The organism is Telluria aromaticivorans (genome assembly GCF_013003915.1).
GTDB lineage: Bacteria > Pseudomonadota > Gammaproteobacteria > Burkholderiales > Burkholderiaceae_D > Telluria > Telluria aromaticivorans.
This window is the reverse complement of the sequence record NZ_JABAIV010000001.1, coordinates 872322-887274: the sequence shown is the minus strand read 5'-3', so window position 1 is coordinate 887274 and position 14953 is coordinate 872322. Positions and strand designations below refer to the sequence as shown.

Below are 14953 nucleotides of genomic sequence, written 5' to 3'. Positions count from 1 at the left end.
TCCAAGTCATGGAATTTACTACTGGTTTGTTCTACGTGTTCGCGGCCATCATGGTGCTGGCCTCGCTGCAAGTCATCACCACCAAGAACCCGGTCTATGCCGCGCTGTTCCTGGTGCTCGCGTTCTTCAACGCGGCCGGCATCTGGATGCTGCTGAAAGCCGAGTTCCTGGCCATCGTGCTGGTGCTGGTCTATGTCGGCGCCGTGATGGTGCTGTTCCTGTTCGTCGTCATGATGCTCGACATTAACGTCGACCGCATGCGCGAAGGCTTCTGGGGTTATTTGCCAGTGGCCTCGGCCATCGGCGCCCTGATCGTGCTCGAAATGGGCGCTATCCTGTACCGCGCCTACAACCTGACCGAGCTGTCGGCCGAGGCCGCCGCGCTGAACATCGGCGGCACCAAGGAGCTGGGCCTGCTGATCTACACCAAGTACATCTACGGTTTCGAGATCGCCGCCGTGATCCTGCTGGTGGCGATTATCGCCGCAGTCGCCCTGACCCTGCGCAAGCGCAAGGACACCAAGGCCATCGACCCGGGCCTGGCCGTGCGCGCCAAGCGCAACGACCGCCTGCGCATCGTGAAGATGGACGCGGTCAACCAGCGCGCCCTCGATGCGGCATCGGTCGAGGCAGCAGCCCAGGCCGCCGCCGCAGCAGCACCAGCACCAGCACCAGCTGTACCGAAGGAGAACCCATGACTTTGTCGCTCGCACACTACCTGATCCTGGGCGCGATCCTGTTCGCGATCTCGATCGTGGGCATCTTCCTGAACCGGAAGAACATCATCATCCTGCTGATGGCCATCGAACTGATGCTGCTGGCGGTGAACCTGAACTTCATCGCGTTCTCGCACTACCTGGGCGACGCGGCAGGGCAGATCTTCGTGTTCTTCATTTTGACCGTCGCGGCTGCCGAATCGGCAATTGGCCTGGCGATCCTGGTGGTCCTGTTCCGCAACCTGGACACGATCAATGTGGAAGACCTCGACAGCCTCAAGGGCTAACGGGTTTCGGTACAACAATAACGACTAAGGTTCAACATGGCGGGGCAACTCAATTCCACACTCTTGCTCGCGGTGCCGCTGGCGCCGCTCGCAGGCTCGGCGATCGCCGGCCTGCTGGGTACGAAATTTTTCGGCAACGTGGTCGGCCGCAAGGTCTCCCACACGGCAACCATCCTCGGTGTCCTGATCGCTCTGATCATCTCGGTCCAGACCCTGATGGCGGTGCTCGACGGCGCGCCGGTCTTTAACCAGGATATCTACACCTGGATGAACGTCGCCGGCCTCAAGCTGGCGGTCGGCTTCCAGATCGACACGCTGTCGGCAATGATGATGTGCGTCGTGACCTCGGTGTCGCTGATGGTCCACATCTACACGATCGGCTACATGGCCGAGGACGAAGGCTATAACCGCTTCTTCTCGTACATCTCGCTGTTCACCTTCGCGATGCTGATGCTGGTCATGTCCAACAACTTCCTGCAGCTGTTCTTCGGCTGGGAAGCGGTGGGCCTGGTCTCTTACCTGCTGATCGGCTTCTGGTACACCCGCCCGACCGCGATCTTCGCCAACATGAAGGCGTTTTTGGTCAACCGCGTCGGCGACTTCGGCTTCATCCTGGGCATCGGCCTGCTGCTCGCTGCCGCCGGCTCCATGCAGTACGATGAAGTGTTCGCACAGAGCACCTCGCTGGCTGCCATGACCGTGCCCGGGACCGGCTGGCCGCTGCTGACCGCCGCCTGTATCTGCCTGTTCATCGGCGCGATGGGCAAGTCGGCGCAGTTCCCGCTGCACGTCTGGCTGCCTGACTCGATGGAAGGCCCGACCCCGATCTCGGCACTGATCCACGCCGCGACCATGGTCACCGCCGGCATCTTCATGGTGGCGCGCATGTCGCCGCTGTTCGAGCTGTCGGACACCGCGCTGAGCTTCGTGATCATCATCGGTTCGATCACCGCGCTCTTCATGGGCTTCCTGGGCATCATCCAGAACGACATCAAGCGCGTGGTTGCCTACTCGACCCTGTCGCAGCTGGGCTACATGACCGTCGCGCTGGGCGCCTCGGCCTATTCGGTGGCCGTGTTCCACCTGATGACCCACGCCTTCTTCAAGGCGCTGCTCTTCCTTGGCGCCGGTTCGGTCATTATCGGCATGCACCACGACCAGGACATGCGCAACATGGGCGGCCTGCGCAAGTACATGCCGATCACCTGGATCACGTCGCTGCTCGGCTCGCTGGCCCTGATCGGTACCCCGTTCTTCTCGGGCTTCTACTCGAAGGACTCGATCATCGAAGCGGTGCACGCCTCGAACATCCCGGGCGCAGGCTTCGCCAACTTCGCGGTGCTGGCAGGCGTGTTCATCACGGCCTTCTACTCGTTCCGCATGTACTTCATGGTCTTCCATGGCGAGTCGCGCTGGAACCATCCGGTCAAGCACAGCGAAGGGCACGATTCGGACGCGCACCACGAAGAGGAAGCGCACAGCGATTCCGAAACGCATGCTGATCATCATGATGACGACCATCACCACCATGGCCTGCAGCCTGGCGACAAGCCGCACGAGTCGCCGCTGGTCGTGACCCTGCCGCTGATCCTGCTGGCGATTCCTTCGGTGATCATCGGCTACCTGGCGATCGGCCCGATGCTGCACGGCGACTTCTTCAAGGACGTGATCTTCGTCGGCGAGAACCACACTGCCATGAAGACCCTGAGCGAAGAATTCCACGGCGCCGCGGCGATGGCGATCCATGGCCTGCAGACCGCACCGTTCTGGCTGGCGCTGGCTGGCGTCGTCGCCGCCTACTACTGCTACATGGTCAACCCGCGCGTGCCGGCCTGGTTCTATGCCAGGTTCAAGTTCCTGCACACCCTGCTGGACAACAAGTACTACATGGACAAGTTCAACCAGGCAGTCTTCGCAGGCGGCGCCCGCGCCGTCGGCGGTGGCCTCTGGAAGGTCGGCGACCGCGGCCTGATCGATGGCCTGTTGGTCAACGGTTCCGCACGCCTGGTCGGCTGGTTCTCGACCGTCGTGCGCAATCTCCAGACGGGTTACATCTATCACTACGCGTTCTTCATGATCGCTGGCGTGCTGGCGACCCTGCTGTACTTCTTCCCGTTCTGGCGCGGTTAATCAGGCCAAGATAAGAAAAGCGAAAAATGATGCAGTCAATTTCTACATTTCCTCCTTACCTGAGCCTCGCGATCTGGCTCCCGATCGTCTTCGGCTTGGGTCTCCTGGCGATCGGACGCGAATCCAACAAGGGGCTGACGCGCATGCTGGCCCTCATCGGCGCCGTCGTCAGCTTCCTGCCGACGCTGCCGCTGATCATGAACTTCGACAATGCCGCCCACGGCATGCAGTTCTATGAAGTGGCGTCGTGGATCGAGCGCTTCAATGTGTTCTACAAGCTCGGCGTCGACGGCCTGTCGCTGTGGTTCATCCCGCTGACCGCCTTCATCACCATCATCGTGGTGCTGGCGGCATGGGAAGTCATCGACGAGCGCGTTGGCCAGTACATGGGTTCCTTCCTGATCCTGTCGGGCCTGATGATCGGCGTGTTCGCCTCGATGGACGGCCTGCTGTTCTACTTCTTCTTCGAAGCCACCCTGATCCCGATGTACATCATCATCGGCGTCTTCGGCGGCCCGAACCGGGTCTACGCAGCATTCAAGTTCTTCCTGTACACGTTCTTCGGCTCGCTGCTGACCCTGGTCGCGATCGTCTACCTGTACAACGCCTCGGGATCCTTCGACATCCTCGAATGGCACAAGCTGCCGCTCACGATGAACGAGCAGATCCTGATCTTCATCGCCTTCTTCATGGCCTTCGCCGTGAAGGTGCCGATGTGGCCGGTGCACACCTGGCTGCCGGATGCCCACGTGGAAGCGCCGACTGGCGGTTCCGTGGTGCTGGCTGCGATCATGCTGAAGCTGGGCGCATATGGCTTCTTGCGTTTCTCGATGCCGATCACCCCGGACGCTTCGCACTACCTGGCGCCGGTCGTCATCGTGCTTTCCTTGATTGCCGTGATCTACATCGGCCTCGTGGCCCTGGTGCAGAAGGACATGAAGAAACTGGTCGCCTACTCGTCGATCGCCCACATGGGTTTTGTGACCCTGGGTTTCTTCATCTTCAACGACATGGGCGTGCAGGGCGGCATCATGCAGGCGATCTCGCACGGCTTCGTGTCGGGCGCGATGTTCCTGTGTATCGGCGTGCTCTATGACCGCGTGCACTCGCGTGAAATCGCCGATTACGGAGGGGTCGTCAACACGATGCCGAAATTCGCTGCCTTCGCCGTGCTGTTCTCGATGGCCAATGCCGGCCTGCCTGCCACCTCGGGCTTCATCGGTGAGTTCATGGTCATCCTGGGTGCGGTCGAGTTCAACTTCTGGACCGGCCTGCTGGCGGCCACCGCACTGATCCTGGGCGCCGCCTACTCGCTGTGGATGGTCAAGCGCGTGGTGTTCGGCCCGGTCGGCAACAAGAATGTCGCCGAACTGACCGACCTGAATGGCCGCGAGTTCGCCATCCTGGGCGTGCTGGCCATCGCCACCCTGTGGATGGGCCTGTACCCGGCGCCGATCGCAGAAACCCTGCAGGTGTCGGTCTCGGATCTGCTCCAGCATGTCGCAGTCAGCAAAGTGCCTCAATAAAACGCCATGAACGAAATGAACTCCACCCTGCTCACGGCGGCCGACACCAATCTGGTGCCGGTCTATGCCGAAATCTTCCTGCTGGTCGCGGCTTCCGCGATCCTGCTGATCGACATGTTCCTGAAAGAGGGCAAGCGCAACCTGACCTACGCGCTGACCTTGCTCACCATCGCCGGCTGCGCCGTGCTCTCGTTCGCCGATTTCAATTCGGGCGCGACGGTGTACACCTTCAGCGGCATGTACGTGTCGGACCCGATGGGCAATTTGCTCAAGCTGTTCACCTACCTCGCCACCGCCATGACCCTGGTGTATTCGCGCCAGTACTCGGGCGACAGGGGCATGATGTCCGGTAACCTGGGCGGCGAGTTCTACGTGCTCGCGCTGTTCTCGATGCTCGGCCAGATGATCATGATCTCGGGTAACAGCATGCTGTCGCTCTACCTGGGCCTGGAACTGATGTCGCTGTCGCTATATGCGCTGGTGGCGCTGCGCCGCGACCACGCCGTGTCGACCGAAGCCGCGATGAAATACTTCATCCTGGGCGCACTGGCCTCGGGCTTCCTGCTGTACGGCATCTCGATGATCTACGGCGCCACCGGTTCGCTCGACATCACCGCCATCGGCCAGCTGACCGCCGACAAGGGCAACAACCAGACCATCCTGGTGTTCGGCCTCGTATTCGTCGTCGCCGGCCTGGCCTTCAAGCTGGGCGCGGTCCCGTTCCACATGTGGGTGCCGGACGTCTACCAGGGTTCGCCGACCGCGGTCACGCTGCTGCTGGGCGGTGCGCCGAAGCTGGCCACCCTGGCCATGACCTTCCGCATCCTGGTCGAGGCGCTGCCTGGCTTCGCCTTCGACTGGCAGCAGATGCTGATGGTGCTGGCCGTGCTGTCGCTGGCACTCGGTAACATCACCGCGATTGCCCAGACCAACATCAAGCGCATGCTGGCCTATTCCACCATCGCGCAGATGGGCTTCGTGCTGCTGGCCCTGTTGACCGGCGTGGTCGACGGCGACAGCAGCGATGCCGCCTCTTCGTACAGCGCCGCCATGTACTACATGATCACCTATGTGCTGACCACCGTCGGCAGCTTCGGCCTGATCATGATGCTGGCGCGTGCCGGCCACGAAGCCGAACTGATCTCGGACTTCAAGGGTCTCGGCAAGCGCAGCCCATGGTTCGCGATCGTCATGACCATCCTGATGTTCTCGCTCGCCGGCGTGCCGCCGATGGTCGGCTTCATGGCCAAGTGGGCAGTGCTGCAGGCCGTCGCCAACGCCGGCATGGTGTGGCTGGCGATCGTCGCCGTGATGTTCTCGCTGATCGGCGCCTATTACTACCTGCGCATCGTCAAGACCATCTGGTTCGACGACGCGGCGGATACGGCCGCCATCCACACCGCAACCGACATGCGCGTGGTGATGTCGCTCAACGGCCTGGCCGTGGTGGTGCTGGGTATCATCCCGGGCTGGCTGCTGGCGGTGTGCTACAGCGCCATGCAGGCAACCCTCGCAAAATAAGCCAGTGGATTCTTCCCTGGCTGTCTGGATGGTGGTCGCGATCTCCCTCGCGGCCGCCAACCTGCCTTTCCTCACCGAGCGCGTGTTCGGTCTTGTTCCGCTCAAGGCCGGCGCCGCCGCTGACGGTGCAGTGTCTCCTTCCTCGCGCACGAAGTCCCTCCCGCTGCGCCTGCTCGAATTAATTGTCTTATACTTTATCGTCGGTGGCCTGGCGCGCCTGCTCGAGTCCAGTATCGGTGGCGTGTTCAAGCAGGGCTGGGAGTTTTATGCGATTACCGGGTGTTTGTTCCTGGTGCTGGCGTTTCCTGGGTTCGTGTTTCGATATTTGCGTAAACGCCGTCCGTAGGGCGGGCGGGTCTCCCGCCCGCGCGTTCAAACCGCGTATGAATGGCCCGGCACGCATTTCGATCAGCACACGCACGTTGAACGCGCGGGCGGCGAAGCCGCCCACCCTACGGGGCGCCGTGTCGTCATCTCCCCAATAATGTTTGAAACGGAGTGCGCATGACCGTGGAATTGAAAGAAACCCGCATCGACGGCGGCATCGTCTACGACGGCCCCTTCCTCAAGGTAGAACGCGACCAGGTGCGCCTGCCCGACGGCTCGATCTCCCACCGCGAATTAATCCGCCACCCCGGCGCGGTCGTGATCCTGCCGTTGCTGCCCGATGGGCGCGTGCTGCTCGAACGCCAGTTCCGCTATCCGAATGGCCAGGTCTTCATCGAATTCCCGGCCGGTAAAATCGACCCGGGCGAAGACCACCTCGATTGCGCCAGGCGCGAACTTGAAGAAGAAACCGGCTACACGGCCGCCACATGGCGCTTCGTCTGCACCATCCACAACGCCATCGCCTATTCGGACGAACACCTCGAGCTGTTCCTGGCCGAAGACCTGACCGAGGGCGAGCAACAGCTCGACGATGGAGAATTCCTCGAGACCTTTACGGCCACCGTACCCGAGCTGCTCGACATGGTCCAGCGCGGCGAGATCACCGACGTGAAAACCATCATCGGTACTTTCTGGCTCGAGAAGATTTTAGCCGGCAGCTGGAACCCCGCCTGAAAAAATGAAACCGGTGCTCGCGCTCGTGCTGCTGTGCTGGGCGGCCGCCATGCAACCCGCGCAGGCGGCGGCACGCACCGGGTTCCAGGCACGCTGCGAGGACAGCATCGGCGAAACCCTGTCGGTGCTGACCGGCACCCAGAATGGCTTCCGCATCGACAATACGGTCGGCTACCGCTCGCTGACCGTCATGAAAGGCCGTGCCCGGCCCGGACAATACGTACTGGGCCTGACGCGCACCGAGTCGCACGTCAGCATCAATGTCGGCGGGCGCCTGCTGATCGACCCGGCCAGCGGCTATGAATGCATCGCCCCGCAGATCGAGGTCAAGCTCTACTATCCGCCGATCGTGGTGTACGTGAGCCGCGAGTTCGCCCCGAGCTCCTGCGCCTACCAGGAAGTGCTGGCCCACGAGATGCGCCACCTGAATACCTATCTGGGCTACCTGCCGCATGCCGAAGCGCGGGTGCGCATGGCGCTCCAGAAGCGCTTCGAGGACAAGCCCCTGTATGCACGCACCGGCCAGGCCCAGGGCTTGCTCCAGCGCGAGATCGACCGCGGCTGGATGCCGTATATCAAAAGCGAAATGGCCAAGGTCGAGGCCTTGCAGGCCGCCATCGATTCGCCGCAGGAATATGCCCGGCTGGGCAAGGTTTGCGGAGGTGAGGTACAGTCTTTGCTCCGACCCACCCGAACCCGCAAACCATCATGACGAACTCTCTAGCTTCCAAGCCACCAGCGCGTTACATCGCCCTGATCCCGGCTGCCGGGGTTGGCGCGCGCATGGGGGCGACCAGCCCCAAGCAATACCTGCAGCTCGGCGGCAAGCCGATGCTGCGGCACACGCTCGACGCCTTCGTGTCGAGCCCGCTCATTTCCCATACGTATGTGGTGGTGAGCGCGGACGATCCCATCATCGATTCGATCATCCCGGCCCAGGGCGTGACCGTGCTGCGCCATGGCGGCGCCAGCCGCATGGACTCGGTGCGCAACGGCTTGCTGGCGCTGCACGGCATCCTTCACGAGGACGACTGGGTGCTGGTCCATGATGCGGCCCGTCCGGGGCTGGATGCGGAACTCATCGAGCGCCTGATCGTCGAAACAGGTGAGCACCCGGCCGGCGGCCTGCTGGCCCTGCCAGTGGTCGATACCGTCAAGCGCTGCGTGGCCGACGAGGTGGCGACCGTGGCGCGCGACGGCCTGTGGCTGGCCCAGACGCCGCAGATGTTCCGCTACCACCTGCTGTACCGCGCGCTGGACGCGGCCACGGATCCTTCCATGATTACCGACGACGCGAGTGCGGTTGAAGCGCTGGGACTGGCCCCCAAGTTGGTGGAAGGGCACCCACGCAACCTGAAAGTCACGCTGCCTGCCGACATCCTGATTGCCGAGATGTATTTGGCCGCGTATGCACCACAGGTCCAACCCGCATCGCACACCCAACCGAACTGAAAAAAAAACTGAACCTATGGCACTAGCTTCCTATAACCCCGCACCGCCGTTCCGCATCGGAACCGGCTACGACTGCCACGCACTGGTCGAAGGGCGAAAGCTCATCGTCGGCGGCGTGACCATCCCGCACCGCCTGGGCCTGCTGGGCCATTCCGATGCCGACGTGCTGCTGCACGCGATCATCGATTCGCTGCTGGGCGCCGCAGCGCTAGGCGATATCGGCAAGCATTTCCCGGACACCGACCCGATGTTCGCCGGCGCCGATTCGCGCACGCTGCTGCGCGAAGTGGGGCACCGCGTGGTGGCTACCGGCTACACCATCGGCAACATCGACGCGACCATCATCGCGCAGGCGCCGAAGATGGCGCCGCACATCCCGCACATGATCTCGCGCATCGCCGAAGACCTGGGCGTGTCGCCGCAGCAGGTGAACATCAAGGCCAAGACCAACGAGAAACTGGGCTTCCTGGGGCGCGAAGAGGGCATGGCGGCGGAGTCGGTGGCGATGCTGATCCGGGCGGCAGAATAATGCCACTCTGACACGTGCGTGCATATGCACTATAATCCGTGGGGTGGGCCGCGGTGCTGCCCACGCGTTCAAGCGGCGTACGCTGATCAATACGCTTTTTGGTCTCCAGCCGTGATTTGAACGCGCGGGCGTTCGTAATTCCGGGCATTGCCCGAAATCACCCCGCCCACCCTACGGAGAACCGATGAATAATCCCTCAGCCATGACCCCGCGCGCGGCCTGGATGCTCATCCTCGCGGCCAGCGCGATCCTCATGATCACGATGGGCGCGCGCCTGACGACCGGCCTGTTCCTGTCCCCGATCAATACCTCGACCGGCCTCGGCGTGGCCTCGATCAGCTTCGCGATGGCGGTCGCCCAGCTCATGTGGGGCGCCTCGCAACCCGTGTTCGGCGCCATCGCCGACAAGTACGGACCGGCCCGGGTGATCGTCGTCGGCGGGCTGATGCTCGCAGCCGGTACTGCCGCCACCCCCTTCGTGGACTCGGAATGGGGCCTGATCGTCACCATGGGCCTGCTGTCCGCCGCCGGGGCAGGGGCGGGCAGCTTCTCGATCCTGATCGGTGCCACCGCCCAGCGCCTGCCGGCCGAACGGCGCGCCTTTGCTTCCGGCTTCATCAATGCCGGCGGCTCCTTCGGCCAGTTCGTGTTCGCCCCGCTGATGCAGGCGATCATCGCCAGCGCCGGCTGGGTCGCGGCCATGCTGACGATGGCGGCGTCGACGCTGCTGACGATTCCGCTGGCGCTCGGGATGCGCGGTAGGCGGTCGCCACCGCCCGTGGCGACTGCCAGCCGCGACGCAGGCTCAAGCCCAGCCAGCAGCGCCCCTGCGGTGCCGGCCCCACCAGGCATCTCGCTGACCGAACAGCTGCGCCAGGCCGCACGCGACCGCAGCTACCTGTGCCTTCACCTGGGCTTTTTCACCTGCGGCTTCCACATCGCCTTCCTGGTTACCCACCTGCCGGGCGAGGTAGCCCTGTGCGGCCTGCCGGCCGGCGTCTCTGCCACGGCGCTTGCCCTGATCGGCCTGTTCAACATCGCCGGCAGCCTGATGGCCGGCGCGCTGTCCACCCGCTACCGCATGAAGTCGCTGCTGGCCATCATCTACGCCAGCCGCGCCGTGATCATCGTGATCTACCTGCTGGCGCCGAAGACCGCGCTGACTTTTTACCTGTTCGCCGGTGCGCTCGGCTTCACCTGGCTCGCCACGGTGCCGCCGACTGCAGGCCTGGTGGGCAAGCTGTTCGGCATGCGCTACCTGGCGACGCTGTTCGGCATGACCCTGCTGTCGCACCAGATCGGCGGCTTCTTCGGCGCCTGGCTGGGCGGCCTGTCCTTTGTGCGCTTCGGCGACTACAGCTGGATGTGGTACGCCGATATCCTGCTGGCCCTTGCCGCGGCCCTGGTCAACCTGCCGATCCGCGAGCAGCCGGTGGTGCGTCCGGCCGCGCTGGCGGCGGCAAAGGGCTGAGCGGTGGCGCGCGAGAGCTGGGCCTACCGCGAGGTGGCGGTCGAATCAAGGCTGGATCCGCGCACCGGGCGCCTCTGCATCCGGCCCGTTCCGGGCCAGGCCTATTCGTCCTCGCTGCGCGTGCAGTGCTCGCGCCTGCTCGCCGACCCCGAACACTATCCGGCGGGCACGCGCTTCCTGCTGTCCGCCAAGCTGACCGACCGCCAGGGCGGAGAGCCCTTCCTGTTCGCCTGGCACGGTGACCCGGTTGTCGTGATGACCGCCGCCCGGCTCAAGCGCTTCCTGGAAGAGCGGCGGCGTTTGCGGATCTGATCCCGTCCACTGGCGCGCAACCTGTCCTTGCTAAAATGGTTACCATCGGGTTTTCAACAGCGACCTGGGAGAAACCACATGGCTACACTGAATATCGCCGTCATCGTCGGCAGCCTGCGCAAGGACTCGTTCACGCGCAAGGTGGCGCAGTCCATGATCGAACTAGCCCCAGGCAGCCTGGACATGGAAATCGTCGAGATCCGCGACCTGCCGCTGTACAACCAGGACGACGAGACCGAGCATCCGCCGGCCGCCTTCACGGCCTTCCGCGAGCGGATCCGCCGGGCCGACGCCATCCTGTTCTGCACGCCCGAATACAACCGCTCGGTACCCGGGGCGCTCAAGAATGCGATCGACGTCGGCTCGCGCCCCTACGGCAAGGCCGCCTGGCAGGGCAAGCCCTGCGCGGTGGTGAGCGTGTCGCCAGGTGCATTGGGCGGCTTTGGCGCCAACCACCACCTGCGCCAGATGCTGCCTTTCCTGGACATGCCGTGCATGCCGGCGCCGGAAGCCTATGTCGGCGGCGTGGCCGCCAAGTACGACGGCAACCGCTTCATCGACGATGGAAGCCGCGCCTTCTTCCAGGCTTTCATCGATGCCTTCGCCGCCTGGGTCGAGCGCCATGCGAGGTGAGCATCCGATCCCGGTGCGCGGGCTCGACCATATCGTGCTGCGCGTGGCCAGGCTGGACGCCATGATTGCCTTCTACGGCGACGTGCTTGGCTGCCGTGTCGAGCGCCGCCTGGACGAGATCGGGCTGATCCAGCTGCGGGCAGGCAATGCGCTGATCGACCTGGTCCCGGTCGCTAGTCCCCTGGGCCGCGAGGGCGGGGCGGCGCCCGGCGTGGGCGGGCGCAACCTCGACCACCTGTGCCTGCGTGTCGAACCCTTCGACGAAGCCGCGATCCGGCGTCACCTCGATACCCACGGCGTGCCGGCTGGCCCGGTAGAGACCCGTTACGGGGCGGAAGGCGAGGGCCCCTCGATCTACCTGCTCGACCCGGAGCGCAATACCGTCGAGCTCAAAGGTCCGCCCTACGGATGAAACGCCTATGAAAGCCGCGCCCGCACTGGGCGGCAAGAAAACGCCGGCCCGCTATGGCCGCCCGGACGGCGGCTGGCGCGCGCGCCTGTACGACCTGATCTTCCAGAGCGATACGCCGGCCGGGCGGCGCTTCGACATCCTGCTGGTCGGCGCGATCCTGGCCAGCATCCTGGTGGTCGTGCTTGAGAGCGTGCCGGCCATCGGCAGGGAGCATGCCGGCGTGATGTACGTGCTCGAGTGGGCTTTCACGCTGCTGTTCACGGTGGAATACCTGGCGCGCCTGGCCTGCGTGCGGCAGCCGCTGCGCTACGCCACCAGTTTCTTCGGCATGGTCGACCTGCTGTCGGTGCTGCCTACCTATGTGTCGCTGCTGGTGCCCGGCAGCCAGGCCCTGCTCGACATCCGCATCCTGCGCCTGCTGCGCGTTTTCCGCATCTTCAAACTGACCCTGTACATCGAGGAATACACGCGCCTGGCCGAAGCACTGGCCAACAGCCGGCGCAAGATCATGGTCTTCCTGTCGGTGGTGCTGATGGCGGTGCTGATCCTGGGCACCCTGATGTATGTGGTCGAGGGGCCGGAGCATGGCTTCACCAGCATTCCTACCGCGATGTACTGGGCCATCGTGACCATGACCACGGTCGGCTACGGCGACATCACGCCGCAGACCACGCTGGGCAAGGGCATCGCCTCGTTCATGATGCTGCTCGGCTGGGGCATCCTGGCGGTGCCGACCGGGATCGTCACTGCTGAAATGACGGCCATGCGGGTCGACCGCCGCCACGGCGGCGCCCGTGCACCACGCGCCTGCGACGAGTGCGGCAGCACTGGCCACGATGCCGGCGCGCAGTATTGCAAGGATTGTGGCGCCGCTTTGCCTGCGCCGGTGGCGCCCGAAGCCTAGCCGCGCACGTTTGATACAGATCAAACGGCTGCATGCCTGCGCCTTTAGCCTTCTACCTTCGTGCCGCAGACCCCAGCTCAGCCGGGTGCCTGCGGCTTGCTGTTCTCATCCAATTCCAGACAAGTGAGGTCTATGCATGTTTCCCTTCCCGCAATCCGTGACCCCGGCCGTGCGCAACCATATGGACGCCCATGCCGCCTTCCTGAACGACATGTCGAAAACCGTGTTCCATTCTTTCCAGCAGATGTGCGACCTGAACATCCAGCTGGTACAGACCCTGGTCGAAGAAGGCACGGTGGCCGGCCAGCAGGTGCTGAAGGCCGACCGCCAGACCGAAATCTTCACCGCCGCATCGATCCGGGCCCAGCCCACCTCCGAGAAGCTGCGCGCCTACCAGCAGCACTTCGCGAAGCTGGCGGCTGATTCCCAGGCCGAACTGGCCCGCGTGACCGAACAGCACGTACAGAACACCAGCCGCACCGCGCGCGCCCTGGTCGATGAAGTGGCGCGTACGAGCGCCGAGGAAACCGAACGCAGCATCCGCACCCAGCAGGAAGCCCTGCGTTCTGCGGCCGATCCGTTCGCCCGTCCGAACGACGCCGCCGAGCCAGCCATGCGCGGCGACGGCGAGGAGCCGCGCGGCCATCCTGTCGCCGGGCAGGGCGCCCAGCAGGGCCAGGGCGGCCGCCCGTCCGGCAGCGCTGCGCACTGAGCGGCGCGATTCAGCGGCTATAGCTCGGCGGCTATAGTCCGGCCGCTGTCGTTCACCTGATAGCCACTTCACCTGGCACGGCCGTTACCGGCCGTGCTACTACTGGACGCGCCCACCGTGGCGCCAGCCCAAATAGCGGCCGCAACAGCCTGACGCGGCGCACGAGCTCGAACACCCCGAAGCTCAGCGTCAAGGTCAGCACCACCAGTACCACCGCTTCGACACCCGGCGCCAGCCGCATCGGCTGCAGCGAATGCGCCATGGTCACGATCAGGGTCTGGTGCACGATATACACCGGGAACACGGCTTCGTTCAGGTAGCACCTGGCCGGCCCATCGCGGTCCAGGTGGCGCCGCGCAAATCCGCAGGCAGCCACCATCGCGCTCCATGCCAGCAGCGCATACACCGCATACATCGCCGGCCGCAGCAGGGCCACTGCCTGCGGCGCCAGCACGCCGTCGGGCGCCGCATCCCAGATCCGCAGCAAGGCCCAGCCAGTCGCCGCGATCCCCAGTGCCTGCCAGCGCACGGGCTCGAGCCTGGCCCAGAACCCCGGCACCCGCGCCACCAGGGCGCCGAGCAGGAAGGGGGCCAGGCACATCGCATGGTTGTACCAGTCGTCCACCAGCGCATGCGTGGTCGGGAAGTGCTCGACCAGCAGCACGCGCGCCAGCGCCAGCAAGGCCGCCGGGATGGCAATGATGCGCCAGCCCCGCAGCAGGGTGCCGGCGCGCGCCGCCAAGCGGTCGAAGCGGGAGCCGCACAAGGCCACGCATCCGGCCAGCAGCACCGCATAGACCCACAGGTAGGCCACGAACCAGAGGTGGTTCCAGGTCGGCAGCACCAGGCAGTCTTCGCGGCAGAAGCCGTTGTAGCCGGCCAGGTAGAGGCGCATGAAGGTGCCATAGCCGTCGCCGTAGCCGAGCTTTTCGACCACCTCGAGATAAGGTTGCGGCGGCACGATCACGAGCATGCCGAACAGCAGCGGCAGCAGCAGGCGGCTGCTGCGCCGGCGCAGGAAGGCGCTTGGCCCCTGGCGCGCCAGCATCAGGCTGGCGCCGGCGCCGGCAATGAAGAACAGTAGGCCGAGCCGCCATGGGGAGGATAGCTGCATGAAGGGCTCCGGCCCGGTGCCGGCGAAGGGGCTTTTCACATGCCAGTCCCAGGTCACGTAATACATCCCGACGTGGTACAGGATCAGCACGAAGAAGGCGAGGATGCGTACCCAGTCGAGGAAATAAAGACGGGAAACGGGATGCTGGTTGCTGGTCATGGCGCGCTCTCGA

The 14953-nt window shown here is 64.4% G+C and carries 17 protein-coding genes; 16 read left to right on the top strand and 1 reads right to left on the bottom strand.

Going from position 1 to position 14953, the window contains the following annotated elements; all coding sequences use genetic code 11:
* Nucleotides 1–8 precede the first annotated feature (8 nt).
* From HGB41_RS04070 to HGB41_RS03995, 16 genes are all read left to right on the top strand, one after another.
* A complete protein-coding gene (locus tag HGB41_RS04070; RefSeq protein WP_171081297.1) occupies nt 9–698 on the top strand; it encodes an NADH-quinone oxidoreductase subunit J in 690 nt (229 codons plus the stop codon).
* A complete protein-coding gene (gene nuoK / locus HGB41_RS04065) occupies nt 695–1003 on the top strand; it encodes an NADH-quinone oxidoreductase subunit NuoK (protein ID WP_171081295.1) in 309 nt (102 codons plus the stop codon). The genes HGB41_RS04070 and nuoK overlap by 4 nt, the downstream gene beginning before the upstream one ends.
* Before the next feature lie 36 nt (nt 1004–1039).
* Nucleotides 1040–3133: an NADH-quinone oxidoreductase subunit L gene (nuoL, locus tag HGB41_RS04060; RefSeq protein WP_171081292.1), complete on the top strand. Its 2094-nt coding sequence runs from the start codon at nt 1040–1042 to the stop codon at nt 3131–3133.
* A 26-nt stretch (nt 3134–3159) separates the two neighbouring features.
* Nucleotides 3160–4659, top strand: coding sequence for an NADH-quinone oxidoreductase subunit M (locus HGB41_RS04055; RefSeq protein WP_171081290.1), 1500 nt, complete (start codon nt 3160–3162; stop codon nt 4657–4659).
* 6 nt (nt 4660–4665) lie between these two features.
* A complete protein-coding gene (gene nuoN / locus HGB41_RS04050; protein ID WP_229422713.1) occupies nt 4666–6180 on the top strand; it encodes an NADH-quinone oxidoreductase subunit NuoN in 1515 nt (504 codons plus the stop codon).
* 4 nt (nt 6181–6184) lie between these two features.
* Entirely contained in the window at nt 6185–6526 is a 342-nt protein-coding gene (locus HGB41_RS04045; RefSeq protein WP_171081288.1) for a DUF2818 family protein, read from the top strand.
* A 158-nt stretch (nt 6527–6684) separates the two neighbouring features.
* Entirely contained in the window at nt 6685–7242 is a 558-nt protein-coding gene (locus HGB41_RS04040; protein ID WP_171081286.1) for an NUDIX domain-containing protein, read from the top strand.
* 4 nt (nt 7243–7246) lie between these two features.
* Nucleotides 7247–7954 (top strand): hypothetical protein, encoded by a 708-nt coding sequence (locus tag HGB41_RS04035; protein WP_171081285.1) that lies wholly within the window; start codon nt 7247–7249, stop codon nt 7952–7954.
* Nucleotides 7951–8694, top strand: coding sequence for a 2-C-methyl-D-erythritol 4-phosphate cytidylyltransferase (gene ispD, locus HGB41_RS04030; RefSeq protein ID WP_171081283.1), 744 nt, complete (start codon nt 7951–7953; stop codon nt 8692–8694). The genes HGB41_RS04035 and ispD overlap by 4 nt, the downstream gene beginning before the upstream one ends.
* Nucleotides 8695–8710: 16 nt before the next feature.
* Entirely contained in the window at nt 8711–9223 is a 513-nt protein-coding gene (ispF, locus tag HGB41_RS04025; protein WP_171081281.1) for a 2-C-methyl-D-erythritol 2,4-cyclodiphosphate synthase, read from the top strand.
* Between the two features lie 184 nt (nt 9224–9407).
* On the top strand, nt 9408–10694 hold the full coding sequence (locus HGB41_RS04020) for an MFS transporter (RefSeq protein WP_171081279.1): 1287 nt from the start codon (nt 9408–9410) through the stop codon (nt 10692–10694).
* A gap of 3 nt (nt 10695–10697) precedes the next feature.
* Complete coding sequence (locus tag HGB41_RS04015) at nt 10698–11006, top strand: hypothetical protein (protein WP_171081277.1); 309 nt, start codon at nt 10698–10700, stop codon at nt 11004–11006.
* Between the two features lie 78 nt (nt 11007–11084).
* Entirely contained in the window at nt 11085–11639 is a 555-nt protein-coding gene (locus HGB41_RS04010; RefSeq protein ID WP_171081275.1) for an NADPH-dependent FMN reductase, read from the top strand.
* Entirely contained in the window at nt 11629–12051 is a 423-nt protein-coding gene (locus tag HGB41_RS04005; RefSeq protein ID WP_171081273.1) for a VOC family protein, read from the top strand. The genes HGB41_RS04010 and HGB41_RS04005 overlap by 11 nt, the downstream gene beginning before the upstream one ends.
* 7 nt (nt 12052–12058) lie before the next feature.
* A complete protein-coding gene (locus HGB41_RS04000; RefSeq protein ID WP_171081271.1) occupies nt 12059–12955 on the top strand; it encodes an ion transporter in 897 nt (298 codons plus the stop codon).
* A gap of 136 nt (nt 12956–13091) precedes the next feature.
* A complete protein-coding gene (locus HGB41_RS03995; protein WP_171081269.1) occupies nt 13092–13667 on the top strand; it encodes a phasin family protein in 576 nt (191 codons plus the stop codon).
* Between the two features lie 52 nt (nt 13668–13719).
* Here the strand turns inward: HGB41_RS03995 and HGB41_RS03990 are convergent, their stop codons facing one another.
* Nucleotides 13720–14940 carry an acyltransferase family protein gene (locus HGB41_RS03990; RefSeq protein WP_171081267.1) on the bottom strand — a complete coding sequence of 407 codons (1221 nt, stop codon included), beginning with the start codon at nt 14938–14940 and terminating at the stop codon, nt 13720–13722.
* Nucleotides 14941–14953 lie beyond the last annotated feature (13 nt).